Source organism: Citrobacter sp. Marseille-Q6884, from assembly GCF_945906775.1.
GTDB lineage: Bacteria > Pseudomonadota > Gammaproteobacteria > Enterobacterales > Enterobacteriaceae > Citrobacter.
In genome coordinates this window covers 661,215-687,274 of record NZ_CAMDRE010000001.1, presented here as the reverse complement: position 1 = coordinate 687,274, position 26,060 = coordinate 661,215, and the positions used below count along the sequence as shown (strand labels likewise).

General features: G+C 52.3%; 24 protein-coding genes. 17 read left to right on the top strand and 7 right to left on the bottom strand.

The window, feature by feature from the left end; genetic code table 11:
- Positions 1 to 27 precede the first annotated feature (27 nt).
- The 6 genes from mreC to tldD all read left to right on the top strand — a co-directional run bounded on the left by mreC (position 28) and on the right by tldD (position 9,104).
- Positions 28 to 1,050, top strand: coding sequence for a rod shape-determining protein MreC (gene mreC, locus N7268_RS03190; RefSeq protein ID WP_260861769.1), 1,023 nt, complete (start codon positions 28 to 30; stop codon positions 1,048 to 1,050).
- Positions 1,051 to 1,539 (top strand): rod shape-determining protein MreD, encoded by a 489-nt coding sequence (gene mreD, locus N7268_RS03185; protein WP_151217892.1) that lies wholly within the window; start codon positions 1,051 to 1,053, stop codon positions 1,537 to 1,539. It abuts the gene before it with no gap.
- A gap of 7 nt (positions 1,540 to 1,546) precedes the next feature.
- Positions 1,547 to 2,140, top strand: a complete 594-nt coding sequence (locus tag N7268_RS03180; protein WP_260861768.1) for a Maf family protein — start codon at positions 1,547 to 1,549, stop codon at positions 2,138 to 2,140.
- On the top strand, positions 2,130 to 3,599 hold the full coding sequence (gene rng, locus N7268_RS03175) for a ribonuclease G (RefSeq protein ID WP_003025190.1): 1,470 nt from the start codon (positions 2,130 to 2,132) through the stop codon (positions 3,597 to 3,599). Before N7268_RS03180 ends, rng begins: the two co-directional genes overlap by 11 nt.
- 111 nt (positions 3,600 to 3,710) lie before the next feature.
- Positions 3,711 to 7,511, top strand: coding sequence for an AsmA2 domain-containing protein YhdP (gene yhdP / locus N7268_RS03170; RefSeq protein ID WP_260861767.1), 3,801 nt, complete (start codon positions 3,711 to 3,713; stop codon positions 7,509 to 7,511).
- Positions 7,512 to 7,658: 147 nt separating this feature from the next.
- Positions 7,659 to 9,104, top strand: a complete 1,446-nt coding sequence (gene tldD, locus N7268_RS03165) for a metalloprotease TldD (RefSeq protein WP_260861766.1) — start codon at positions 7,659 to 7,661, stop codon at positions 9,102 to 9,104.
- A 46-nt stretch (positions 9,105 to 9,150) separates the two neighbouring features.
- Here the strand turns inward: tldD and aaeR are convergent, their stop codons facing one another.
- Positions 9,151 to 10,089, bottom strand: a complete 939-nt coding sequence (gene aaeR / locus N7268_RS03160) for an HTH-type transcriptional activator AaeR (protein ID WP_260861765.1) — start codon at positions 10,087 to 10,089, stop codon at positions 9,151 to 9,153.
- Positions 10,090 to 10,274: 185 nt separating this feature from the next.
- On the opposite strand from aaeR, the gene aaeX reads away from it, so the two are divergent.
- The 4 genes from aaeX to N7268_RS03140 all read left to right on the top strand — a co-directional run bounded on the left by aaeX (position 10,275) and on the right by N7268_RS03140 (position 13,846).
- Positions 10,275 to 10,478 (top strand): p-hydroxybenzoic acid efflux pump operon protein AaeX, encoded by a 204-nt coding sequence (gene aaeX, locus N7268_RS03155; RefSeq protein WP_003025177.1) that lies wholly within the window; start codon positions 10,275 to 10,277, stop codon positions 10,476 to 10,478.
- A gap of 7 nt (positions 10,479 to 10,485) precedes the next feature.
- Positions 10,486 to 11,418, top strand: a complete 933-nt coding sequence (gene aaeA / locus N7268_RS03150; protein WP_260861764.1) for a p-hydroxybenzoic acid efflux pump subunit AaeA — start codon at positions 10,486 to 10,488, stop codon at positions 11,416 to 11,418.
- A gap of 5 nt (positions 11,419 to 11,423) precedes the next feature.
- Positions 11,424 to 13,391 (top strand): p-hydroxybenzoic acid efflux pump subunit AaeB, encoded by a 1,968-nt coding sequence (aaeB, locus tag N7268_RS03145; RefSeq protein WP_260861763.1) that lies wholly within the window; start codon positions 11,424 to 11,426, stop codon positions 13,389 to 13,391.
- 176 nt (positions 13,392 to 13,567) lie between these two features.
- Complete coding sequence (locus N7268_RS03140; RefSeq protein ID WP_198905515.1) at positions 13,568 to 13,846, top strand: hypothetical protein; 279 nt, start codon at positions 13,568 to 13,570, stop codon at positions 13,844 to 13,846.
- A gap of 56 nt (positions 13,847 to 13,902) precedes the next feature.
- On the opposite strand, the gene yhcN-B is transcribed toward N7268_RS03140, so the two are convergent.
- Positions 13,903 to 14,169: a DUF1471 family stress response protein YhcN-B gene (yhcN-B, locus tag N7268_RS03135; protein ID WP_260861762.1), complete on the bottom strand. Its 267-nt coding sequence runs from the start codon at positions 14,167 to 14,169 to the stop codon at positions 13,903 to 13,905.
- Between the two features lie 380 nt (positions 14,170 to 14,549).
- Complete coding sequence (gene argR, locus N7268_RS03130; RefSeq protein ID WP_198905517.1) at positions 14,550 to 15,020, bottom strand: transcriptional regulator ArgR; 471 nt, start codon at positions 15,018 to 15,020, stop codon at positions 14,550 to 14,552.
- Positions 15,021 to 15,456: 436 nt separating this feature from the next.
- Here argR and mdh point away from each other — a divergent pair, with 436 nt between their 5' ends.
- Positions 15,457 to 16,392 carry a malate dehydrogenase gene (mdh, locus tag N7268_RS03125; protein ID WP_198905518.1) on the top strand — a complete coding sequence of 312 codons (936 nt, stop codon included), beginning with the start codon at positions 15,457 to 15,459 and terminating at the stop codon, positions 16,390 to 16,392.
- Between the two features lie 65 nt (positions 16,393 to 16,457).
- On the opposite strand, the gene degS is transcribed toward mdh, so the two are convergent.
- The 3 genes from degS to zapG all read right to left on the bottom strand — a co-directional run bounded on the left by degS (position 16,458) and on the right by zapG (position 19,552).
- Positions 16,458 to 17,525 (bottom strand): outer membrane-stress sensor serine endopeptidase DegS, encoded by a 1,068-nt coding sequence (degS, locus tag N7268_RS03120; RefSeq protein ID WP_198905519.1) that lies wholly within the window; start codon positions 17,523 to 17,525, stop codon positions 16,458 to 16,460.
- Between the two features lie 92 nt (positions 17,526 to 17,617).
- Positions 17,618 to 18,985 (bottom strand): serine endoprotease DegQ, encoded by a 1,368-nt coding sequence (degQ, locus tag N7268_RS03115; protein ID WP_260861761.1) that lies wholly within the window; start codon positions 18,983 to 18,985, stop codon positions 17,618 to 17,620.
- 168 nt (positions 18,986 to 19,153) lie between these two features.
- Positions 19,154 to 19,552: a Z-ring associated protein ZapG gene (zapG, locus tag N7268_RS03110; protein ID WP_198905522.1), complete on the bottom strand. Its 399-nt coding sequence runs from the start codon at positions 19,550 to 19,552 to the stop codon at positions 19,154 to 19,156.
- A gap of 192 nt (positions 19,553 to 19,744) precedes the next feature.
- Between zapG and zapE the strand changes: the two genes are divergently transcribed.
- The 5 genes from zapE to sspB all read left to right on the top strand — a co-directional run bounded on the left by zapE (position 19,745) and on the right by sspB (position 23,389).
- Positions 19,745 to 20,872, top strand: coding sequence for a cell division protein ZapE (gene zapE, locus N7268_RS03105; protein ID WP_260861760.1), 1,128 nt, complete (start codon positions 19,745 to 19,747; stop codon positions 20,870 to 20,872).
- 218 nt (positions 20,873 to 21,090) lie between these two features.
- Positions 21,091 to 21,519, top strand: coding sequence for a 50S ribosomal protein L13 (gene rplM / locus N7268_RS03100; RefSeq protein ID WP_003025141.1), 429 nt, complete (start codon positions 21,091 to 21,093; stop codon positions 21,517 to 21,519).
- 15 nt (positions 21,520 to 21,534) lie between these two features.
- Positions 21,535 to 21,927: a 30S ribosomal protein S9 gene (gene rpsI, locus N7268_RS03095; protein ID WP_000829818.1), complete on the top strand. Its 393-nt coding sequence runs from the start codon at positions 21,535 to 21,537 to the stop codon at positions 21,925 to 21,927.
- Positions 21,928 to 22,241: 314 nt separating this feature from the next.
- Entirely contained in the window at positions 22,242 to 22,880 is a 639-nt protein-coding gene (gene sspA, locus N7268_RS03090) for a stringent starvation protein SspA (protein WP_198905526.1), read from the top strand.
- A gap of 5 nt (positions 22,881 to 22,885) precedes the next feature.
- Complete coding sequence (sspB, locus tag N7268_RS03085) at positions 22,886 to 23,389, top strand: ClpXP protease specificity-enhancing factor (RefSeq protein ID WP_198905528.1); 504 nt, start codon at positions 22,886 to 22,888, stop codon at positions 23,387 to 23,389.
- A gap of 43 nt (positions 23,390 to 23,432) precedes the next feature.
- On the opposite strand, the gene dcuC is transcribed toward sspB, so the two are convergent.
- On the bottom strand, positions 23,433 to 24,800 hold the full coding sequence (dcuC, locus tag N7268_RS03080; RefSeq protein WP_260861759.1) for an anaerobic C4-dicarboxylate transporter DcuC: 1,368 nt from the start codon (positions 24,798 to 24,800) through the stop codon (positions 23,433 to 23,435).
- A 359-nt stretch (positions 24,801 to 25,159) separates the two neighbouring features.
- Here dcuC and nanR point away from each other — a divergent pair, with 359 nt between their 5' ends.
- On the top strand, positions 25,160 to 25,951 hold the full coding sequence (nanR, locus tag N7268_RS03075; protein ID WP_260861758.1) for a transcriptional regulator NanR: 792 nt from the start codon (positions 25,160 to 25,162) through the stop codon (positions 25,949 to 25,951).
- Positions 25,952 to 26,060 lie beyond the last annotated feature (109 nt).

Genomic DNA, 26,060 nt, shown 5'->3' with positions numbered 1-26,060 from the left:
GCTCTGATACGAGAATACGCATAGACTATGAAGCCAATTTTTAGCCGTGGCCCGTCGCTACAGATTCGCCTTATTCTGGCGGTGCTGGTGGCGCTCGGCGTTATTATTGCCGACAGCCGCCTGGGTACGTTTAGTCAAATCCGAACGTACATGGATACCGCCGTCAGTCCTTTCTACTTTATCTCTAATGGTCCCCGTGAATTACTCGACGGCGTGTCGCAAACGCTGGCATCGCGTGACCAACTCGAACTTGAAAACCGGGCGTTGCGTCAGGAACTGCTGCTGAAAAACAGTGAGCTGCTGATGTTGGGGCAATATAAACAGGAGAACGCGCGTTTGCGTGAGCTGCTGGGATCGCCGCTGCGTCAGGACGAACAGAAGATGGTGACGCAGGTCATCTCGACGGTGAATGATCCCTACAGCGATCAAGTTGTGATCGACAAAGGGAGCGTTAACGGCGTCTACGAAGGTCAGCCAGTTATCAGTGATAAAGGTGTGGTAGGTCAGGTTGTTGCCGTGGCCAAACTGACCAGTCGCGTACTGCTGATTTGCGATGCCACCCACGCGCTGCCGATCCAGGTCTTACGTAACGATATTCGTGTCATTGCTGCGGGTAACGGCTGCACGGACGATCTACAGCTCGAACACCTGCCGGCCAATACCGACATCCGCGTTGGCGATGTGCTGGTCACTTCCGGTCTGGGTGGCCGTTTCCCTGAAGGGTACCCGGTTGCTGTCGTCTCCTCCGTTAAGCTGGACACCCAGCGCGCTTACACGGTGATTCAGGCGCGTCCGACAGCGGGTTTGCAGCGTTTACGCTATCTGCTGCTGCTGTGGGGAGCCGATCGTAATGGCGCAAATCCGATGACGCCGGAAGAGGTGCATCGTGTTGCCAATGAACGTCTGATGCAAATGATGCCGCAAGTTCTGCCGGCACCGGATGCGATGGGGCCTCCTGCGCCAGTTCCTGCACCTGCGACAGGCGTCACCTCAACGCCTGTGGATACCACGACGACGCCACCTGCTCCGCGTAAGCCGGGAGGACAGTAAGTGGCAAGCTATCGTAGCCAGGGACGTTGGGTAATTTGGCTCTCGTTCCTTATTGCACTTCTGCTGCAAGTGATGCCCTGGCCGGATGACATTTTGGTTTTCCGGCCAAATTGGGTATTACTCATCCTGCTGTACTGGATTCTGGCGCTGCCGCATCGCGTAAATGTGGGCACAGGATTTGTGATGGGTGCCATACTGGATCTCATTAGTGGCTCCACGCTTGGCGTGCGGGCATTGTCGATGAGCATCATCGCTTATCTGGTCGCGCTGAAATTCCAGCTATTCCGTAACCTCGCGCTCTGGCAACAGGCGCTGGTAGTCATGTTGTTATCACTGGTCGTGGATATAATTGTTTTCTGGGCCGAGTTTTTAGTGATCAATGTCTCTTTCAGACCCGAAGTGTTCTGGAGTAGTGTAGTGAATGGTGTGCTTTGGCCATGGCTATTCTTACTGATGCGTAAAGTCCGCCAGCAGTTCGCGGTGCAATAAGGTCGATATGAATACTCTGTATCTTGCTTCAGGTTCCCCGCGTCGTCAGGAGCTGTTGACCCAGCTTGGCATAACATTCGAGCGCCTGGTTCCCGGAATTGAGGAGCAACGGCACCCGCAGGAAAGTGCGCAGCAGTATGTCGTTCGCCTGGCGCGTGAGAAAGCACAGGCCGGTGTTGCGCTGGCTGCGCGCGATGTGCCGGTGTTGGGGGCGGATACCATTGTCATTCTGAATGGCGAAGTGCTGGAAAAACCCCGGGATGCTGCTCATGCCGCCGCGATGCTGCGTAAATTGTCAGGCAAAACGCATCAGGTGATGACGGCAGTGGCATTAGCCGATCGCCAGCACAGTCTGGACTGCCTGGTCGTGACGGAAGTGACATTCAGAGCACTAACAGATGAGGACATCGCGAGCTATGTAGCCAGCGGTGAGCCTATGGATAAAGCAGGTGCATACGGTATTCAAGGGTTGGGTGGTTGTTTTGTCAGGAAGATAAATGGCAGCTATCACGCCGTAGTCGGCTTACCGCTGGTAGAAACGTATGAGTTGCTGAGCAATTTTAACGCACTGCGTGAGAAAAGGGATAAACATGACGGCTGAATTGTTGGTAAACGTAACGCCATCGGAAACACGTGTGGCGTACATTGATGGCGGTATTCTGCAGGAAATTCATATTGAACGTGAGGCGCGACGCGGAATCGTAGGCAATATCTACAAAGGTCGTGTAAGTCGTGTACTTCCGGGTATGCAGGCGGCTTTTGTAGATATTGGACTGGATAAAGCCGCATTTCTTCACGCTTCAGATATCATGCCGCACACCGAATGTGTGGCCGGTGAAGAGCAAAAGCAATTTACCGTGCGCGACATCTCCGAGCTGGTACGTCAGGGGCAAGACCTGATGGTGCAGGTGGTAAAAGATCCGCTTGGCACTAAAGGCGCACGCCTGACGACAGACATCACGCTGCCTTCCCGTTATCTTGTTTTTATGCCCGGCGCATCACACGTTGGGGTTTCCCAGCGTATCGAAAGCGAAACAGAGCGTGAGCGCCTGAAAAAAGTGGTGGCTGATTACTGCGACGAGCAGGGCGGATTTATTATTCGCACGGCGGCAGAAGGGGTGTGTGAAGAGGATCTGGCCTCCGATGCGGCTTATCTTAAGCGCGTCTGGACGAAAGTCATGGAGCGCAAAAAGCGCCCGCAAACACGCTACCAGATGTACGGAGAGCTGGCGCTGGCGCAGCGCGTCCTGCGTGATTTTGCCGACGCGCAGCTTGACCGAATCCGTGTAGACTCCCGTCTGACCTATGAGGCGCTGCTGGAGTTTACAGCGGAATACATCCCGGAGATGACCAGTAAGCTGGAACACTACAGCGGACGCCAGCCCATTTTCGATCTCTTTGATGTAGAAAATGAAATTCAACGTGCGCTGGAACGTAAAGTTGAGCTGAAATCAGGGGGGTACCTGATTATCGATCAAACGGAAGCCATGACTACCGTTGATATCAACACCGGCGCGTTTGTTGGACATCGTAATCTCGACGACACTATCTTTAATACCAATATCGAAGCGACTCAGGCTATCGCGCGTCAACTGCGTCTGCGTAACCTGGGCGGGATCATCATTATTGACTTTATCGACATGAATAATGAAGACCATCGCCGTCGGGTACTGCACTCTCTGGAGCAGGCGCTGAGTAAGGATCGCGTAAAAACCAGCATCAACGGTTTCTCCCAACTTGGGTTGGTGGAGATGACACGTAAGCGTACGCGCGAAAGTGTGGAGCATGTGCTGTGCAATGAGTGTCCGACCTGTCACGGGCGCGGTACGGTGAAAACGGTGGAAACCGTATGTTATGAAATCATGCGTGAAATCGTACGCGTGCATCATGCTTATGATTCGGATCGTTTCCTGGTCTATGCTTCTCCGGCAGTGGCTGAAACCCTGAAAGGCGAAGAATCTCATGCGCTGGCGGAAGTGGAAATCTTTGTCGGTAAACAGGTCAAAGTACAAATCGAGCCGCTCTATAACCAGGAGCAGTTCGACGTGGTTATGATGTGATCAGGCCTGCGGAATCAGCGTCTGTAAGCCGGATGTGGCGCAAGCGCTGCCATCCGGCAAATATCACTTCAGGTTCGTGAGTCACATTTTTTGGCAGACAAGGAGAGGCGCGTGAGGCGATTGCCGGGGATATTACTGCTCACTGGAGCCGCATTCGTTGTCATCGCAGCGCTGCTGGTGAGTGGGCTGCGCCTTGCCCTGCCTCATCTGGACAGTCTGCGTCCGACCCTCCTTGATAAGATTGAATCCGCCACTGGCATGCCTGTTTCTGCCAGCCAGCTTTCCGCCAACTGGCAAAATTTTGGTCCTACGCTTGAAGCGCGCGATATCCATGCGCAGCTAAAAGATGGCGGTGAATTGTCGGTAAAGCGCGTCACGCTGGCGCTGGATGTCTGGCAAAGCTTGCTGCACATGCGCTGGCAGTTTCGCGACCTCACTTTCTGGCAACTGCAACTGCGCACCAATACGCCCATCCAGCGCAGTGAAAGCGGTGAAGGGATTGAAACTGGCCGCATCAGCGATCTTTTTCTTCGGCAATTCGATCATTTCGATCTACGTGATAGCCAGATCAGTTTTTTGACCCTGTCAGGCCAGCGCGCTGAACTGGCGATCCCCCAACTTACCTGGCTGAATGGTAAAAACAGGCATCGCGCGGAAGGTCAGGTCAGTCTTTCCAGTTTGACCGGGCAGCATGGCGTCATGCAGGTACGAATGGATCTGCGTGATGATGACGGACTGCTGAATAATGGTCGGGTCTGGCTGCAGGCTGATGGCATTGACGTAAAACCGTGGCTGGGAAAATGGATGCAGGACAATGTCGCGTTGCAAACCGCGCGCTTTAGCCTGGAAGGGTGGATGACCCTCAGTAAAGGTGAAATCTCCGGCGGCGATGTCTGGCTGAAGAAAGGTGGCGCAAGCTGGCTGGGTGATAACCATACGCATACGCTTTCGGTTGATAACCTGACCGCGCATATCAGCCGTGAACAGCCTGGCTGGCAATTTTCTATTCCCGATACACGGATAACCCTGGATGGCAAACCCTGGCCGAGTGGTGCATTAACTCTCGCCTGGATCCCGGAGCAGGAAGTCTGTGGGGAGAATAACAAACGCAGCGATGAATTACGCATCCGCGCCAGTAATCTGGAGTTAGCGGGATTAGAAGGACTGCGCCCAATGGCGGCAAAGCTATCTCCGGCGCTGGGCGAGATCTGGCAGGCCACGCAACCGAGTGGCAAGATTGATGTGCTGGCGCTCGATATCCCACTCCAGGCGACCGAAAAAACCCGCTTTCAGTCCACATGGACGAACCTGGCCTGGAAACAGTGGAAACTGTTACCGGGTGCAGAACATTTCTCCGGTACGCTGACCGGGAGCGTTGAGAATGGTGCGCTTACGGCTTCCATGAAACAGGCGAAAATGCCCTATGAAACCGTCTTTCGCGCACCGCTGGAAATCGAAAATGGCGTGGCGTCGTTAAGCTGGCTGAAGAATGACAACGGTTTTCAGCTGGACGGGCGGAATATCGATGTTAAAGCGAAAGCGGTGCATGCGCGCGGCGGTTTTCGCTATCTGCAACCCGCAGGTGATGAACCCTGGCTGGGCATTCTGGCAGGGATCAGCACTGACGACGGTTCTCAGGCCTGGCGCTATTTCCCGGAAAACCTGATGGGCAAGGATCTGGTTGACTATCTCAGCGGTGCGATTCAGGGCGGTAAAGCGGATAACGCCACGTTGGTGTATGGCGGCAACCCACGTTTATTCCCCTATAAACACAATGAAGGGCAGTTTCAGGTATTCGTCCCGCTTCGCGAGGCGAAGTTTGCTTTTCAGCCCGACTGGCCTGCGCTCACTGACCTTGATATAGAACTGAACTTCCTCAATGACGGTCTGTGGATGAAAACGGACAGCGTCAATTTAGGTGGAGTGAAAGCCACTAATCTGACGGCCGATATTCCTGACTATGCGAAAGAAAAGCTGCTGATTGATGCCGACATCAATGGCCCAGGAAAGGCGGTTGGCCCCTATTTTGATGAAACTCCGCTGAAGGATTCTCTCGGTGCCACGCTGGAGCAGCTCCAGATTGACGGCGATGTGAATGCTCGCTTACATCTTGATATCCCGCTGGATGGTTCGCTGGTCACCGCCAAAGGTGACGTCAACCTGCGTAACAACAGCCTGTTTATTAAGCCGCTCGACAGTACGCTGAAGGATTTGAACGGTAAATTCAGCTTTGTGAATGGCGATCTTAAAAGCGAGCCGATGACGGCAAACTGGTTTAATCAGCCTCTGAACGTCGATTTCTCCACGACCGAAGGCGCAAAAGCCTATCAGGTTGCGGTAAATCTGAAAGGCGACTGGCAACCTACCCGCATGGGGATATTGCCGACGCAGTTGAACGATGCGTTGAGCGGAAGCATGGCATGGAACGGTAAAGTCGGTATCGAACTTCCGTATCATGCAGGGGCGACCTACAACATTGAGCTTAAAGGCGACCTGAAGAATGTAAGTAGTCACTTACCTGCACCGTTGAATAAAAAGGCGGGTGAGTCGCTGCCGGTTAACGTTAAGGCGGATGGCAACCTGCGCAGCTTTGAACTGACCGGTAACGCCGGAAACAAAAACCACTTTAACAGCCGCTGGTTGCTGAATCAGAAACTGACGCTTGACCGTGCCATCTGGACTTCTGAAAGTCGTACCGTGCCCGCTCTGCCTGACCAGCAAGGGATCGAACTCAACCTTCCACCTATGGATGGTGCGCAATGGCTGGCGCTGTTCCAGAAAGGCGCGGCGGATAACGTGGGGACAAACGCGAATTTCCCTCAGCGTGTTGCAATACGCACGCCGTCATTGTCTCTGGGCGGCCAGCAATGGAACAACCTGAGTATTGTGTCTGAACCTTCGCTAAACGGCGCTACCGTGCAGGCGCAGGGACGCGAGATCAACGCGACGCTGACCATGCGCAATAACGCACCGTGGAATGCGTTGGTTAAGTACCTGTATTACAACCCGAGCGCCACGAAGCCAGAACCGAATACCACGCCATCTTCGCCGTTTTCTACCATCGACAGAGTCAGCTTCCGTGGCTGGCCAGATGTGCAGTTACGCTGCGCTGAGTGCTGGTTGTGGGGCCAGAAATACGGGCGCATCGACGCCGATGTGGCGGTGAAAGGCGACACGCTAACCTTAAGCAATGGTCTGCTGGATACGGGCTTTGCCAGACTCACCGCAGACGGTGAATGGGTTAACGTGCCTGGCAAAGAGCGTACATCACTGAAAGGAAAACTGAACGGTAACAAAATCGACTCTGCCGTCAGCTTCTTTGGTGTCTCCACCCCGATTCGAAATTCTTCGTTTAATGTGGAATACGATCTGCACTGGCGTAATCCCCCCTGGGATCCTGATGAGGCTTCGCTGAATGGTATTCTGCGAACCCGTTTGGGGAAAGGTGAGTTGACGGAGTTAAGCACGGGTCATGCAGGACAACTGTTACGTCTACTAAGCTTTGATGCGCTGTTACGTAAACTGCGTTTTGATTTTAGCGATACGTTTAGCGAAGGCTTTTATTTTGACTCCATTCGCAGTACGGCATGGATCAAAGATGGCGTGATGCATACTGACGATACGCTGGTGGATGGCCTGGAAGCGGATATCGCCATGAAAGGCTCGGTGAACCTGGTGCGTCGTGAATTGGATATGGAAGCCGTCGTGGCGCCTGAAATCTCCGCGACCGTGGGTGTTGCTGCCGCATTTGCCGTCAACCCAATTGTCGGTGCTGCGGTGTTTGCAGCCAGTAAAGTGCTGGGACCTTTGTGGAGCAAAGTCTCGATTTTACGCTATCGAATCACCGGTCCGGTCGATAAGCCGCAGATTAACGAAGTCCTGCGCCAGCCGCGAAAAGAAAGCCAGCAATGATTTGACGAAGGCAAGTAATTGCCCCAATCTCACTACATAGTCATGCCGGATGGCGTTACGCTTATCCGGCCTGGTGCAGCCTAACAAAGTAGGCCGGGTAAGGCGCTTTCGTCGTCACCCGGCAGAATTAAATGAGTAACCAAAACGATGAGTCTGAACCTGGTAAGTGAACAATTGCTAGCGGCGAATGGCCTGAAACATCAGGATCTGTTTGCCATTCTGGGCCAACTGGCCGAACGCCGTCTTGATTACGGCGATCTCTATTTTCAGTCGAGCTATCACGAATCCTGGGTTTTAGAAGACCGCATCATTAAAGATGGCTCTTACAATATCGACCAGGGCGTTGGCGTACGCGCCATCAGCGGAGAAAAAACGGGATTTGCCTATGCCGATCAGATCAGCCTGCTGGCGCTGGAACAAAGCGCACATGCGGCTCGTACAATCGTGCGTGACAGTGGCGATGGCAAAGTAAAAACGCTGGGCGCCGTTGAGCATCCTGCGCTCTACACCTCTGTTGATCCTTTACAGAGCATGAGCCGTGAAGAGAAGCTGGACATTCTGCGTCGTGTTGATCGCGTTGCCCGTGCGGCAGATAAACGCGTACAGGAAGTGACGGCAAGCCTGACGGGGGTCTACGAGCTGATCCTGGTGGCGGCAACTGACGGTACGCTGGCGGCAGATGTCCGTCCTTTAGTGCGTCTGTCCGTTAGCGTGCAGGTCGAAGAGGACGGTAAACGTGAGCGTGGCGCCAGCGGTGGCGGCGGTCGCTTTGGCTATGATTTCTTCCTTGGCGTTCTCGATGGCGAAGTCCGTGCCGACGCGTGGGCGAAAGAGGCCGTGCGCATGGCGCTGGTGAATCTGTCTGCGGTAGCTGCGCCTGCGGGTACGCTGCCGGTGGTACTCGGCGCGGGCTGGCCTGGCGTTCTGCTGCATGAAGCGGTCGGTCATGGTCTGGAAGGCGACTTTAACCGTCGCGGCACCTCTGTTTTCAGCGGCCATATGGGCGAGCTGGTGGCATCTGAACTGTGCACAGTCGTTGATGACGGCACAATGGCGGATCGCCGTGGCTCCGTGGCTATTGATGATGAAGGGACGCCGGGTCAGTACAATGTCCTGATCGAAAATGGCATTCTGAAAGGCTACATGCAGGATAAACTGAATGCACGTCTGATGGGTGTAGCGCCGACAGGTAACGGCCGCCGCGAATCTTATGCGCATTTGCCGATGCCGCGTATGACCAACACCTATATGCTGCCGGGGAAATCCACGCCGCAGGAAATTATCGAATCTGTTGAATACGGTATTTATGCGCCTAACTTCGGTGGTGGGCAGGTGGATATCACCTCCGGTAAGTTTGTTTTCTCAACGTCTGAAGCGTATCTGATCGAAAACGGTAAAGTCACTAAGCCGGTGAAAGGTGCGACGTTGATCGGCTCAGGTATTGAGGCGATGCAGCAAATTTCCATGGTCGGTAACGATCTGAAGCTGGATAACGGTGTGGGTGTTTGCGGTAAAGAAGGGCAAAGTCTGCCAGTTGGCGTGGGTCAGCCGACGCTGAAGGTGGATAATCTGACCGTCGGCGGTACCGCCTGATTCTCTGTGTAGGCCCGATGAGTAACAGTACCATCGGGCCTACACATCATTCCTCTGGTTTACCTTTTCCCCGACCGTACATCCCCTGAAACAGCTGTGCCACATCGACGAAATAATCTGTCAGAGAGTTAATCACCACTTGTACCTTGAGCGGCAGCTTGTCTTTTTCGGTATACAGCGCGTAGACCGGACGTGGGTCTGACTGGTAGCGGGGCAGCAGGATCTCTACTTCACCACGGTTGATCTCATTGATCACCCACATCAGTGGGACAAAGGCAATTCCCGCGCCTGCAGCCAGCCAGCGAACCAGCGTCATGGGATCATTCGTCACGAAACGCCCTTGTGGGATGAGGCGTGTAGAAATTCCCTCCGGGGCAATCAGTTCGAATTCGTTATCGGGGCGTACGCTATATTCCAGCCAGGAATGGTTGCTGAGATCGGCGGGCTTTTCCGGGGTACCAAACTGGGCGAGATAACTTTTAGCGGCGCACACCACCATCGGCATGTTGCCCAGACGACGAGAGAAAAGACTGGAATCCTGTAGCGCTCCCACGCGGATAACCACGTCCAGACCGTCGGCAATTAAGTCTGGCGCCGGGATGCCGGTGACCAGATTCACCGTTAGCCCAGGATACTCTTTCAGCATTTTTGCGGTCAGTCCGGCGAGGACATTTTGTGCCATAGTTGAAGAACAGCCAATTCGCAGCGTACCGATTGGCGTGTTGTTAAAGGCATAAAGCTGCTCATGAACGTCCTGAACTTCGTGCAGCATTCGGCGGCAGCCTTGATAGTAAATTTTACCCGCCTCAGTCAGCCCAATGCTGCGTGTGCTGCGGTTTAGCAGCTTAACCTGCAGCTCATCTTCCAGTTTTGATACTGTCTGGCTTATCGATGAAACGCTCATTTGCAGCTGTCTTGCGGCGGCCGTAAAGGAGCCGAACTCGACGACTTTGGCGAATACCGACATACGTTTTAATCGTTCCATTGTTCACTCTGGCTTAAAAGTGATTTAGATCACATAATATAGATAACAGCATAACAGTTACGCTAACATATTATTATTCAAATAACGGCTGTGTCGCTCTCGCCTGGCTAATCCTTGCCCTTCTCTGCGGTGACATACGCTAGAAAATCGTTCATCTGCACTCTCTTATAGCTACCAAGGTCAACATGAGTCTGTTTCCCGTTATCGTGGTGTTTGGTCTCTCATTCCCACCGATATTTTTCGAATTACTTTTGTCACTGGCGATTTTCTGGCTGGTGCGCCGGGTGCTGGTTCCGACTGGCATTTATGACTTTGTCTGGCATCCGGCTCTGTTTAATACCGCGCTGTATTGCTGTCTGTTCTATTTAATAACGCGCCTGTTCGTTTGAGGTTGAAGTGAAAACACTAACAAGAAAACTTGCCCGCACAGCCACGACCGTCGTACTGGTCATTCTGGCCTTCATTGCCCTTTTTCGCGCCTGGGTGTTCTACACGGAGTCGCCGTGGACGCGTGATGCGCGTTTTAGTGCTGACGTCGTTGCGATTGCCCCGGACGTTGCAGGCTTAATCACGAACGTCAATATTCATGATAATCAGTTGGTGAAAAAGGATCAGGTCCTGTTCACCATCGACCAACCGCGCTACAAGAAAGCCCTCGAACAAGCCGAAGCGGATGTCGCCTATTATCAGGTGCTGGCGCAGGAAAAACGCCAGGAAGCCGGTCGTCGTAATCGACTTGGCGTTCAAGCTATGTCACGTGAAGAGATTGATCAGTCCAATAACGTACTGCAAACCGTGCTGCACCAGTTGGCGAAAGCGCAGGCAACGCGCGATCTGGCAAAACTGGATCTCGAACGTACGGTGATTCGTGCACCCGCCGACGGCTGGGTCACGAACCTTAACGTCTATTCCGGTGAATTTATCACCCGAGGCTCTACGGCGGTAGCGCTGGTAAAACAGCACTCATTCTATGTGCTGGCTTATATGGAAGAAACGAAGTTGGAAGGCGTTCGTCCGGGGTATCGCGCTGAGATAACGCCACTTGGCAGCAACAAGGTATTAAAAGGTACTGTCGATAGCGTGGCGGCAGGCGTGACAAATGCCAGCAGTACACAAGATGCGAAAGGCATGGCGACCATCGACTCCAACCTCGAATGGGTTCGTCTGGCGCAGCGTGTACCGGTGCGTATTCGCCTTGATGAACAGCAGGGGACATTGTGGCCAGCAGGCACCACGGCCACCGTCGTCATTACGGGCAAACAGGATCGTGACGCCAGCCAGGAATCCTTCTTCCGTAAAATGGCGCACCGTCTGCGCGAGTTTGGTTAATCGTGATGGGCATTTTCTCCATTGCCAATCAGCATATCCGTTTTGCGGTAAAACTGGCGTGCGCCATTGTACTGGCGCTGTTTGTTGGCTTTCACTTTCAGCTTGAGACACCACGCTGGGCGGTGCTGACGGCGGCAATAGTGGCGGCTGGCCCGGCCTTTGCCGCGGGTGGAGAACCGTATTCTGGCGCAATCCGTTATCGCGGTATGTTGCGTATCGTCGGGACATTCATTGGCTGTATTGCTGCTCTGGTTATTATCATCAGCATGATCCGTGCGCCATTGTTGATGATTCTGGTGTGCTGTATCTGGGCCGGTTTTTGTACCTGGCTCTCCTCGCTGGTGCGGATCGAGAACTCTTATGCATGGGGGCTTTCGGGTTATACGGCGCTGATTATCGTTATTACCATTCAGGCCGAGCCTCTGCTGACGCCACAGTTTGCGGTCGAACGTTGCAGTGAAATTGTCATTGGTATTGTCTGCGCTATCGTGGCGGATTTACTCTTTTCGCCGCGTTCAGTGAAGCAAGAAGTCGATCTCGAACTGGACAGTTTGCTGGTGGCGCAGTACCAACTCATGCAATTGTGCATTAAGCATGGCGACAGCGAAGAGGTGGATAAGGCCTGGGGCGATTTAGTACGTCGGACGGCGGCGCTCGAAGGTATGCGCAGCAACCTGAACATGGAATCTTCACGCTGGGGGCGCGCTAACCGAAGGCTAAAAGCGCTGAATACGCTGTCGCTGACGCTGATTACCCAATCCTGTGAAACCTATCTTATTCAGAACACGCGGCCGGAGCAGATTACGGACACGTTTCGCGAGTTGTTCGCGACGCCCGTGGAAACGGCGCAGGATGTCCATAAGCAATTGAAACGGATGCGCCGGGTGATTGCCTGGACTGGCGAGCGTGAAACGCCGGTGACGATTTATACCTGGGCCGGCGCTGCGACACGCTATTTGTTGCTGAAACGCGGGGTGATCAGTAATACGAAAATCAGTGCAACAGAAGAAGAGATCCTGCAGGGCGAGCCGGTGGTGAAAGTGGAATCTGCCGAACGCCATCATGCGATGGTGAATTTCTGGCGTACCACGCTGTCCTGTGTGCTGGGTACGTTGTTCTGGTTATGGACGGGCTGGACCTCGGGAAGCGGTGCAATGGTGATGATCGCGGTCGTGACCTCTCTGGCAATGCGTTTACCCAATCCACGCATGGTGGCGATCGACTTTATCTACGGCACACTGGCGGCGTTACCGCTCGGCGCACTCTATTTTCTGGTCATCATCCCGAACACACAGCAAAGCATGTTGCTACTGTGCCTGAGCCTGGCGGTACTGGGATTCTTTCTGGGGATTGAGGTGCAGAAGCGGCGTCTGGGATCGATGGGGGCGCTGGCCAGCACCATTAATATTATCGTGCTGGATAACCCAATGACCTTCCATTTCAGCCAGTTCCTCGACAGTGCGCTGGGGCAGATTGTGGGGTGTGTACTGGCGTTTCTTGTGATTCTGCTGGTGCGTGATAACTCTCGTGACAGAACCGGTCGCGTGCTTCTGAATCAGTTTGTTTCGGCGGCCGTTTCCGCCATGACAACCAATGTGGTTCGTCGCAAAGAAAACCATCTTCCGGCGCTCTACCAGCAACTGTTTTTACTGATGAATAAATTCCCTGGCGATTTGGCGAAGTTTCGTCTGGCGCTGACGATGATCATCGCCCACCAGCGTCTGCGCGATGCGCCAGTACCGGTAAACGAGGATCTCTCTGCGTTTCATCGTCAACTTCGACGCACCGCCGATCTTGTGATTTCTGCAGGGAATGACGACAAACGTCGGCGTTACTTCAGTCAGCTGCTGGCGGAGCTTGATATCTATCAGGAAAAATTAAATCAGTGGGAAGCCCCTCCCCAGGTGACGGAGCCAGTGAAACGGCTAACGGGCATGCTACACAAATACCAGCATGCGCTGACCAGCAGTTAAGCGTAAAAACCGATGCCAGAAGCGTCGGTTTTTTTATGGCTATACTTACCTGATGTGCGGGAGCCATAGAATCATGTGAGTGATGTTATTCAGAGGGGACGACTGGGCGATGGACAATAGAAGACCCTGCATAGTGGTGGTCTGTAGAGTAACTGGTGTCGGGATGGTGGCTACAGATGAACATCTATACGTTTGATTTTGACGAGATTGAAGATCAGAACGATTTCTACCGGGAGTTTACACGCACCTTCGGGCTGGCACGGGACAAGGTCAGCGACCTGGATTCTCTGTGGGAGGTGGTCATTGGGGAAGTATTGCCGTTGCCGCTCGAGATTGAATTTGTCCATTTGCCGGACAAACAACGTAGACGGTATGGCGCGCTGATTTTGCTGTTTGATGAAGCGGAAGAAGAGCTGGAAGGGCAATTACGCTTTAATGTTCGCCATGCGAAGTAAGACATAAAAAAGCCCCCGACAGGCGGGGGCAAGTCGTCGGACTAGACGACGAGGGTTTATTTGTACAGTTCTGCCGTTGCGTGCCAGTGAGCGCCTTCACGGAGTTCGGTCACGCGGTAGCTGCTGGCGCCTGCTTTTTCAGCTTTAGCAACGATTTCCTGGCGCATATCCATTGGTGAGCTACCGATCTGAGATACAGAGATAGTGCCCATGGATTGCAGATTCTGTGCTTCTTGTGCGTTCACCTGATTCACGGCTGCGCTTGCGCCGAAAGAGAGAACGGAAAGAAGGCTTAATGTTGCAACAGTGGTTTTGATTTTCATGATATTTACCTCGTCGAATTCTTTTATTGGGGGTCTTTGTTTCGTGACCCTCATCACAAAATCAAGTATACACTAATCACTCGATAAATTAATACCACGCTAATGGTTTCTGGCGTTATTAGGTGTTAAGAAATGTATTTTTTATAACTGTATGGAATTAAAAACTCATTTTTTGGCAAGTGAATTTAAATAAACTTAATAAATTCATTTAGATACGTAATTTTGCAAATTGTGCGTTTTTCATGCTTATCATTCACTGTGTGAATGCATTTTGACGGTGAAACGCACTATTTGTTAAATGATTGGTAGTGAATGATAGAGGGAGGGAATGAAAACGGCAGGTTTTTCCCCGCCACCACGATGTGCGACGGGGAAAGGCATTACAGCTCTTGTTCGAACAGTTCAAGAATCGCTTCGTACAGATCTTTTACCGTAAAACCCGTGGCCGGGGTGGTGAAGATGGTGTCGTCGCCAGCGATTGTTCCCAGAATACCTTCTGCTTTACCCAATGAGTCGAGCAGACGTGCAATGAGCTGTGCAGCGCCAGGGCTGGTATGAATCACCACGACAGCATCGTTATAGTCGATATCCAAGACCAGATTCTTCAGCGGGCTGGAGGTTGTGGGTACACCCAGTTCTGCCGGGAGGCAGTACACCATCTCCATTTTTGCATTGCGGGTACGCACGGCGCCAAACTTTGTCAGCATGCGTGAAACCTTGGACTGATTGATATTATCAAAGCCCTGCTCCTGCAACGCGATGACGATTTCGCCCTGAGAGCTGAATTTTTCTTCTTTGAGTAGCGCTTTAAACGCCTTTACTAATTCTTCTTGTTTAGCCGAGCTTCGCATAAGTCACCCGTAATATGGCAGTAGAAACAACATTATTGTGCATACAGATGAATTTTTATGCAAACAGTCTGCCTTGTTCAAGGCTGAAATAATGTTATGAAAGAGCGGAATTTTATCAAATTTCGTTATCAAGAAACATGCCTGTGTCACGGCTCGCAAATAAGATTAAAAGTAAATCAAATGTTATCAAATTGATGTTGTTTTGAGAGGGCGGTAAGGTATATTGTCAGCACCTGTTGGAAAGTTGCTCTACTGTGCGTGTGGTTTTGAATTACGTAACTTAGGTTTTATTTTACGTAAGTTAAATGCATAAAAGCCAAATTTGCGTGACTACGCATTCTTGACGCGTGGTTATTGAATTCATTGGATTTGTGAATTAAGGTCGCCGCCGCGGAGCAATAGACATTTTGCTTATCAAGATAATAAGGAGTTTAGGATGAAAGTTGCAGTCCTCGGCGCTGCTGGTGGTATCGGTCAGGCGCTAGCATTACTGTTAAAAACCCAACTGCCTTCAGGTTCAGAACTCTCCCTGTACGACATCGCTCCAGTAACACCTGGTGTGGCTGTTGATTTGAGCCACATCCCTACTGCTGTGAAAATCAAAGGCTTCAGCGGTGAAGATGCGACCCCTGCACTGGAAGGTGCTGACGTGGTGCTGATTTCCGCGGGTGTCGCGCGTAAACCGGGTATGGATCGTTCCGACCTGTTTAACGTTAACGCCGGTATCGTGAAAAACCTGGTACAGCAAGTTGCGAAAACCTGCCCGAAAGCATGTGTTGGTATCATCACTAACCCAGTGAACACAACCGTTGCAATCGCTGCAGAAGTGCTGAAAAAAGCAGGTGTATACGACAAGAACAAACTGTTTGGCGTAACCACGCTGGACATCATCCGCTCCAACACCTTTGTTGCGGAACTGAAAGGTAAGCAACCGACCGAGGTTGAAGTGCCGGTTATTGGCGGACACTCTGGCGTAACTATTCTGCCACTGCTGTCACAAATTCCAGGCGTGAGCTTCACTGAGCAGGAAGTGGCTGATCTGACCAAGCGTATCCAGAACGCAGGTACTGAAGTCGTCGAAGCAAAAGCCGGTGGCGGATCTGCAACCCTGTCTATGGGTCAGGCTGCGGCACGTTTCGGTCTGTCTCTGGTTCGTGCGCTGAATGGCGAGAAAGGCGTAGTAGAATGCGCTTATGTTGAAGGTGACGGTCAGTATGCGCGTTTCTTCTCTCAGCCGCTGCTGCTGGGCAAAAACGGTGTAGAAGAACGCCAGTCCATCGGTAAACTGAGCGCGTTTGAACAGAATGCGCTGGAAGGCATGCTGGACACTCTGAAGAAAGATATCACTCTGGGCGAAGAGTTCGTTAAGTAACGCATTCGCGTAGGCCAGATAAAAAAACCGGAGCGAGCTCCGGTTTTTTTACGTCTTTCATTCACTTAGTTCGTATTCGGATATTCCTGAATCGTGACCTGCAACTTCAATTGCTTGTCATCGCGCATTACGACCACTGAAATCACGGAACCCGGGCGAATTTCAGCAACCTGATCCATGGTCTCTAGGGCCGAGACAGCCGGTTTATTATTAACCGAGATAATCAGGTCATTAACCTGAATGCCTGCCTGAGCTGCCGGGCCATCCGGGGCGACTTCGTTAACCACAATCCCCTGAATCTGATCCATTCCACTGCCCTGAGCGTGCAGCGGAGCAATCTCACGGCCGCTAATGCCGATGTACCCACGAATGACGCGTCCATCACGAATCAACTTATCCATGATTTTGGTCGCTAACTGGAACGGTATGGCAAAGCCAATCCCTTCCGGGGTTTCTCCATCGTTGCTCTTATCAAACGACAGCGTGTTAATGCCCATCAGCTCACCCAACGAGTTCACCAGCGCACCGCCGGAGTTACCGTGGTTGATCGAGGCGTCCGTTTGCAGGAAGTTTTGCCGTCCCGTTGGGTTCAGGCCAATACGACCGGTGGCGCTGATAATCCCCTGGGTAATAGTTTGTCCAAGGTTGTAGGGGTTGCCGATGGCAAGAACCACATCACCGATATGCGGTACGCGCTTGTTATTGATTGGGATTGTCGGCAGTCCGCCAGACGCGTTGATTTTCAGCACTGCAAGGTCAGTCAGCGTATCGGAGCCGACAAGCAGCGCTTCAAACACGCGTCCATCCTGCAAAGCCACGATGATTTGGTCGGCATCATTAATGACGTGTTTATTGGTGATGATGTAGCCGCGCTGATCCATGATCACGCCCGAGCCGAGTGTACGGATCTCAAGCTGGTTATGCGTCGTGCTGTTCATACTGCGGTTATATACGTTAACGACGGCTGGTGCCGCGCGGCGAACGGCTGGGTTATAGCTGGCAGGCGTTTCATCGGCGCTGTCGAACTGTGGCGCTGAAAGCGTATTTATTTTGCGCAGAGAGGGCATCGCGGCCAGCAGAATTGCGCCGACAATTAAACCAATCGCGACCGAACGTAAAAGCTTCACAAACATGATGGCGGCGTCATTAAAAAGGGGAACGGCAGCAGCATATCACGAGTTTACCGGACATCACACGGCAGGCTGATGTCCGGTTCGTGACAGGTTTAACGCAAGAGCAGATAAATATTCTCGTTACCGCGTACCACCTGCAGCGCGATGATTGACGGTTTCGCCTCCAGTACCTTACGCATTTCGGCAATGGAGTTCACGCGGTCACGGTTAACGCCGATGATAACATCATCTTTATGCAGGCCTGCCTGGGCTGCCGGGCTGCTTTTTTCGACGTTATCAATTTTGATGCCTTTAGTACCGTCTTTTAACTGTCCGTCGCTCAGCGTTGCCCCTTGTAACGCCGGTGCAATCATCTCTGCGCTGGCAGAAGATGAGGTGCTGGTATCCAGGGTGACTTCAACCTCCAGCGGCTTACCGTTACGCAGCAGGCCCAGTTTGACTTTGGTTCCCGGTTCGGTCGTCGCAATGCGTGAACGCAGTTCAGCGAAACTGTTGAGCGGCTTGCCGTTCAGGCTGGTAATGACGTCACCGGATTTCACGCCCGCTTTCGCGGAGCCGGAGTTCGGCAGAACCTCGCTGACAAATGCGCCGCGCTGCACATCCAGCTTGAACGCTTTGGCGATGTCGGCGGTCATTTCCGTCCCTTTAATCCCCAGCAATCCGCGTTTGATTTCGCCAAACTGCATCAACTGCTGTGCCAGCGTACGTGCCATGTTACTGGGAATCGCAAAGCCAATGCCGATGCTGCCGCCACCTGGCGCCAGGATCGCGGTGTTAATCCCGATCAACTCACCGTTCAGGTTAAGCAAGGCACCGCCGGAGTTACCGCGGTTAATGGAGGCATCGGTCTGGATAAAGTTTTCCAGACCTTCCAGGTTCAGGCCACTGCGACCTAAAGCCGATACAATACCGGACGTTGCGGTTTGCCCTAATCCGAACGGGTTGCCGACGGCTACCGCGAAATCACCTACGCGTAGCTTGTCGGAGTCGGCGATGGCAATTTGCGTCAGATTGCTGGGATGTTGAATTTGCAGCAGCGCGATATCGCTTTGATCGTCACTACCGATAAGCTTGGCGTCGAATTCACGACCATCGTTTAGCTGGACGCTGATTTTTTGTGCCTGGTTAATAACATGGTTATTAGTCAGCACGTACCCTTTTGCGGCGTCAATGATGACCCCCGACCCTAGCCCTTCAAAAGGCTGTGAGGGTTGATCGGGCAGTTCATCGCCAAAAAACTTTTTGAATTCTTCCGGGACTTTCTGCCCCTGAGTGGCCGTACCTTCGACTCTCACGCTCACGACGGCAGGTAACACTTTCTCCAGCATTGGGGCGAGGCTGGGGAGGGCTGCCTGACCGGGGACCTGGCCTGGTATCGACGCAAAGGCCTGAAAGGGCGCCGAGAGAGTTAACCCGACACTTAACGCTAATGCACTCAACAGCTGGGTTTGTTTTTTCATGGATCCTGCTCTCGTACCTTGAGTAAACGGAAGATGATTCAAAACAGTTTGATGTTATTGAATTTTCGGTTTGGTCACAATGCGGCTAACGACTAAATAATAGCTGGGACGGGAAGAGAAGCGGAGGGCGCAATCGCTGCGCCCAATAAATTTCTTAACGATGTGCAGTTAGTCGCGCTTTGCGCCACTACGCAGCAGGCCGGAAGCCCCTTCGGAATAGTCACGCGGCATCTGCACCGGCGCTTGATCGTTGCCTGCTTCAGACTCAGCCAGACGATTACGGAACGGGTTGGATTCCGGTGACATGCCCGGCAGCAGGCTGCTGGAGCTTTTTGCCATGTGCTGATAGATCTGACGATAGTCGTCCGCCATGTTATCCAGTAACTCGGCGCTACGGGCAAAGTGGCTCACCAGCTCTTCACGGTACTCTTCCAGCTCAGCTTTGTTCTTTTCCAGTTCGTACTGCAATGCCTGCTGTTGGCGTAATTTACGATTACCAAAACGCATGGCTACGGCACCAATAATGATACCGACGACTAACCCAATTAGCGCATATTCCCAGGTCATGAACATCTCCCGTTGTCTTTTGTTTCCGTAGGGTGTTGGCTTTAGGCTCCATGCCCGCGCCTGATTATGCCACTATAACCGCTAATCCTGTAGAAGTGGAATCCCGTCTTTATATCGCGTAGTGTAGAACGGCCTTTTTTTCGTCAACCGTGAGCGACGGCACATCGATTCTCAAGGAATAACAATAACATCATGCAAAGCCTTTCCCCGACATCGCGTTACCTCCAGGCCCTCAATGACGGCAGCCATCAACCCGACAACGTACAACAAGAAGCGGTCAATCGACTGGAAACCATTTACCAAGAACTCACTGCGCTGAAGCTTCCAGCACCGCAGCCGAGTGGGTTGATGGCACGGTTTGGCAAATTGCTGGGTAAGCGTGAGCCGGAAGAACATACGGCGGTACGGGGCCTGTATATGTGGGGAGGGGTAGGGCGCGGGAAAACCTGGCTGATGGATCTGTTCTACCATAGTCTGCCTGGCGCGCGGAAACAGCGTCTGCACTTTCACCGCTTTATGTTGCGGGTACACGAAGAGCTCACTGCTCTGCAAGGTCAAAGCGACCCGCTGGAAGTGATTGCTGACCGCTTTAAGGCAGAAACGGATGTGCTGTGCTTTGACGAGTTTTTTGTCTCCGATATCACCGACGCGATGCTGCTCGGGGGATTAATGAAAGCGCTGTTTGCTCGCGGTATCACGCTGGTGGCAACCTCCAATATTCCGCCCGACGAGTTGTACCGCAACGGCTTACAGCGCGCGCGTTTTTTACCTGCTATCGACGCAATCAAACAGTATTGCGACATCATGAATGTGGATGCGGGAGTTGATTACCGCCTGCGGACGTTAACACAGGCGCATTTATGGCTCTCGCCGCTTAATGAGGAAACCCGGCAACAGATGGATAAGCTGTGGCTGGCGTTAGCGGGCGCGAAAAGCGAACATGCGCCGACGCTGGAAATCAACCACCGTCCGATGCAGACGCTGGCCGTCGAAAACCAGACGCTGGCGGTTTCGTTTTCCACGTTGTGCGTCGATGCTCGCAGCCAGCACGACTATATTGCGCTTTCGCGCCTTTTCCACACGGTGTTGTTATCGGATGTGCCGGTCATGACGACGTTGATGGAAAGTGAGGCACGGCGCTTTATCGCGCTGGTTGATGAGTTCTACGAACGCCACGTAAAACTGGTCGTGAGTGCTGCATCGCCCTTATATGAGATTTACCAGGGCGAACGTCTCAAGTTTGAGTTCCAGCGCTGTTTATCGCGTTTGCAGGAGATGCAAAGCGAAGAGTATCTGAAGCGGGAACATTTAGCGGGTTAAACCCACTGCAAATCACACAAAGGGGTCGATCTTTGACCCCGACTTCTCTATAATCTTGCGACCCCACGTTACGAGAGAGTTTTTTTCCCAAAACTTTCTATGTGCCGGCATAGGCTATTCGAAGGGGTAGGTTTGCTGGACAATGTCGTGTGAACCTCAACTGACAAAACGTTTGGGTGTTCACCAACGTGTAACTTATTTATTTGGGTAAGCTTTTAATGAAAACTTTTACAGCTAAACCAGAAACCGTAAAACGCGACTGGTATGTTGTTGACGCGACCGGTAAAACTCTGGGCCGTCTGGCTTCCGAACTGGCTCTGCGCCTGCGCGGTAAGCACAAAGCGGAATACACTCCGCACGTAGATACTGGTGATTACATCATCGTTCTGAACGCTGACAAAGTTGCTGTAACCGGCAACAAGCGTACTGACAAAGTGTACTATCACCACACCGGTCACATCGGTGGTATCAAACAAGCGACCTTTGAAGAGATGATTGCTCGCCGTCCTGAGCGTGTGCTTGAAATCGCGGTTAAAGGCATGCTGCCAAAAGGCCCTCTGGGTCGTGCTATGTTCCGTAAACTGAAAGTTTACGCTGGCAACGAGCACAACCACGCGGCACAGCAACCGCAAGTTCTTGACATCTAATCGGGATTATAGGCAATGGCTGAAAATCAATACTACGGCACTGGTCGCCGCAAAAGTTCCGCAGCTCGCGTTTTCATCAAACCGGGCAACGGTAAAATCGTAATCAACCAACGTTCTCTGGAACAGTACTTCGGTCGTGAAACTGCCCGCATGGTAGTTCGTCAGCCGCTGGAACTGGTCGACATGGTTGAGAAACTGGATCTGTACATCACCGTTAAAGGTGGTGGTATCTCTGGTCAGGCTGGTGCGATCCGTCACGGTATCACCCGCGCTCTGATGGAGTACGACGAGTCCCTGCGTTCTGAACTGCGTAAAGCTGGCTTCGTTACTCGTGACGCTCGTCAGGTTGAACGTAAGAAAGTCGGTCTGCGTAAAGCACGTCGTCGTCCGCAGTTCTCCAAGCGTTAATTGCTTTCTGCTCAGGCAGATTTCAATTTACGAAAAAACCCGCTCCGGCGGGTTTTTTTATGAATATTCCCCGCGAATTACCGCAGTAATACGCTGATGGCCACCTCTTTTTCCCCATTTCCAGAATCGACTCACCACAAAGGTCACAAAATCTGGTAAACTATCATCCAATTTTCTGCCCAAATATCCGGTATTGTTCATTTTTTGTTTGTATTTTGAACAGCAATGGCTTTCCGAGTATGGGTGACATCACTTCTGGCTGGCCACACAGTGGCTGGTAGCAGTAAAAATTCTGAATATACCTGGAGGTTTTCATGGCTGTCGCTGCCAACAAACGTTCGGTAATGACGCTGTTTTCTGGTCCTACTGACATCTATAGCCATCAGGTCCGCATTGTGCTGGCTGAGAAAGGTGTTAGTTTCGAGATTGAGCATGTGGAAAAGGACAATCCACCGCAGGATCTGATCGACCTCAACCCGAATCAGAGCGTACCGACACTGGTGGATCGTGAGCTGACCCTGTGGGAATCTCGCATCATTATGGAATACCTGGATGAGCGTTTCCCGCATCCGCCGCTGATGCCGGTTTACCCGGTTGCGCGTGGTGAGAGCCGCCTGTACATGCAGCGTATTGAAAAAGACTGGTACACGCTGATGAACGTCATCGTGAACGGTTCTGCCGCTGAAGCCGATGTCGCACGTAAGCGACTGCGCGAAGAGCTGCTGGCGATTGCGCCAGTATTTGGTCAGAAACCGTATTTCCTGAGCGATGAGTTCAGCCTGGTAGACTGTTACCTGGCACCGCTGCTGTGGCGTTTACCGCAGCTGGGTATTGAATTCAGCGGCGCAGGTTCGAAAGAGCTGAAAGGGTATATGACTCGCGTCTTTGAACGTGACTCTTTCCTGGCTTCTCTGACTGAGCCTGAACGCGAAATGCGCCTGGGCCGGGGTTAATCTGTATGGATTTGCCACAACTATCACCGCGCCGTCCGTATCTGCTGCGTGCATTTTATGAGTGGTTGTTAGACAACCAACTCACGCCGCATCTGGTGGTGGATGTGACGCTCCCGGACGTGCAGGTTCCGATGGAATATGCGCGTGACGGGCAAATTGTTCTGAATATCGCTCCGCGTGCAGTGGGGAACCTCGAACTGGCTAACGATGAAGTGCGCTTTAACGCGCGCTTCGGCGGTGTACCACGTCAGGTTTCCGTGCCGCTGGCTGCCGTTCTGGCAATTTATGCGCGTGAAAACGGTGCGGGCACGATGTTCGAGCCAGAAGCCGCTTACGATGAAGAGGTCGCCAGCTTAAATGATGACGACAACGAAGCATCGGGTTTTGAGAGTGAAACCGTCATGTCGGTCATTGATGGCGATAAGCCTGACAACGGTGACGACAACGACCCGGATGACACTCCGCCACCGCCTCGTGGTGGGCGTCCAGCACTACGCGTAGTGAAATAAAAAACAGGCCCTTTTGGGCCTGTTTGGTTTTCTGCGCCAGGCATTAATAAAACAGGGCGATGGTGACGATCATATTCACCACAAATCCCACTGCCATTGGGATCGCCGTACGTTTGACGACCTCAAAAGGCGACACGCCTGCAATACCTGATGTCACGACAATGACCGCGGTAATCGGTGAAACCGCACGGGCCAGCGTGGTGGCAAAGTGCATTGGCATGATCATCACGACCGCCGGAATATGCAGCCCTGCAGCGATATCCGGGATCAGACTGGCAAACGACATAAACGGCGCGTTGCCTGACCCCATCACAATTGCGCAAGCGGCGATAACCACCGCCATAATGATCATCACACCGATGCCGCCCAGACCGGAATGTTCCGCACCTTTTATTACCGCATCAACGGTGCCAATAGTGGTTAGCCCCTTGGCAAAAATTTCCCCCGCCACGACCAGCGTGACGACATTGGCAAATTGCGTCCCCATCCCGTCAAAAAATGCCTGCACGTCGTCCATGGTTTCGCGCAGATTGTGCTTACGAAAGAACTCCACAAACAGGGTCACTGTCATGCTCATGAGCATCACCACGACCAGATTCAGCTCTGCCTTCATCAATCCCATATGCGCAAGTAACAACGAACCCAGCATCAGAATCAGTGGCATGACTGGCAAAATGGCATAGTAGAGTGGGGGGACGTCTTCCAGAACCTTTTGTTCGGCGAAGCCGGCGCTGTCCGGTAACGCTTTTCTATCAAACCGGCGCTGCACGAAAAAGTGCGCAATGGCAACGGCGAGAATGACGCAGGACGCCACGGGCAATTGGTAGTGAAAGAAGTAGGTGGCAATTTTCATTCCAGCCACTTGGGCGGCAAAAATTGAGTTGGTTTCCAGAATGCCCCATTCAATCGACATTGAGGTTGCAATGACCGCGACCGCAGACAAACGGCTCACGCCAAGGCTGACCAGCGTCGGAAAGAGCGTGACCATCAATAACATACCTAGCCCGGAAGCGCTGGTGATGAACTGCGCCATGATCTGACCGATCACGTAGGTGGCTGCAAGTACGATATAAGGTGAGCGAATAAGCTTAAGCGGGCGACTCAGTAGACTCACCATGGCTCTGCTGGCGCCCATCCGGTCCATATAGCGGGCATAACCGCCCACCGCCATAATGGATAATCCAAGGCCTGCGGCCCGGGTGGAGAGCATACGCAGAATTTCGTTATAAATATCGACCAGCAGATAGCCACTGCTTTTATCGGGGGCGACCAGCGCGCCGTACCCCAACCAGACGCCGCAGATCATCAGGAAGATCCCGGCTGCCGCCAGCACGACCTGTGGTTTGTAGTTTTTGAGGATCAGATAACCCATCGTTAATAAAACGATGACAGAGATAATAATGCCGAACATTTTTTCACTCCATGCCAGAGAAGAAGATAAATCCGGTAATAACGCTGTTATGAAATCGGATGTTATATTTTTTTGGGCATTTTTTATGGAGTGGATATCGTGTTTTTAATTCGATATCTAAATTATTTTTCTATTTAAAAGAGTAAGTTATGATTATTTTTCACATTCATATTCGCGAATTTCATAAACAGAATGCGGGTGTTTTAAATTAACGTTAATTTAAATATCTTCGTGAAGAATAATATTTTCATTTTATTGGGTATCAATAGACAGACTGGTCTGGCAGACCATCATTTCACCCTGCTTTCGATCCTGTGTTAGGATGAACCCGCTGTTGTTTGTCACCTCGACTTAGCGGAATGGACCCTATGAACGCATTTGATTCGCAAGCTGAAGACTCTCCCTCTACCATTGGCCGTAGCTTACGTAACCGTCCGCTGGCGCGTAAGAAACTCTCTGAAATGGTGGAAGAAGAGCTGGAACAGATGATTCGTCGCCGGGAATTTAGCGAGGGTGAGCCGTTGCCGTCGGAGCGGGAACTGATGGCTTTCTTCAACGTGGGTCGTCCATCCGTACGTGAAGCCCTCGCGGCGTTAAAACGTAAAGGTCTGGTACAAATCAACAATGGCGAGCGCGCCCGTGTTTCGCGCCCCTCGGCCGATACCATCATCAGCGAATTGTCCGGCATGGCGAAAGATTTCCTCTCGCACCCGGGAGGTATTGCCCACTTTGAGCAACTGCGGCTGTTTTTTGAGTCCAGCCTGGTGCGTTACGCGGCCGAACATGCCACAGACGAACAAATTGACAGGCTGGCGAAAGCGCTGGAGATCAACAGCCAGTCGCTGGATGACAACACGCTGTTTATTCGTTCGGATGTTGATTTCCACCGCGTGCTGGCGGAGATCCCGGGTAATCCTATTTTTATGGCGATCCATGTCGCGCTGCTGGACTGGTTGATTGCAGCACGTCCGACCGTCGCCGATCAGGAATTGCATGAACATAATAGCGTGAGTTATCAGCAGCATATCGCTATTGTCGAGGCGATTCGTCAGCGCAATCCTGATGAAGCCGACCGCGCTTTACAAGAACATCTCAACAGCGTTTCCGCCACCTGGCACGCCTTCGGTAAAAAGAAAAAATCGCGCAAGTAATTTCGATCCTGACGATCGTTTAGTGAAGCAGATCGCATTATAAGCGTTCTGTATTGTATTGCTGCTTATTTGATCTGGTATAACAGGTATAAAGGTATGCAGTTAGATA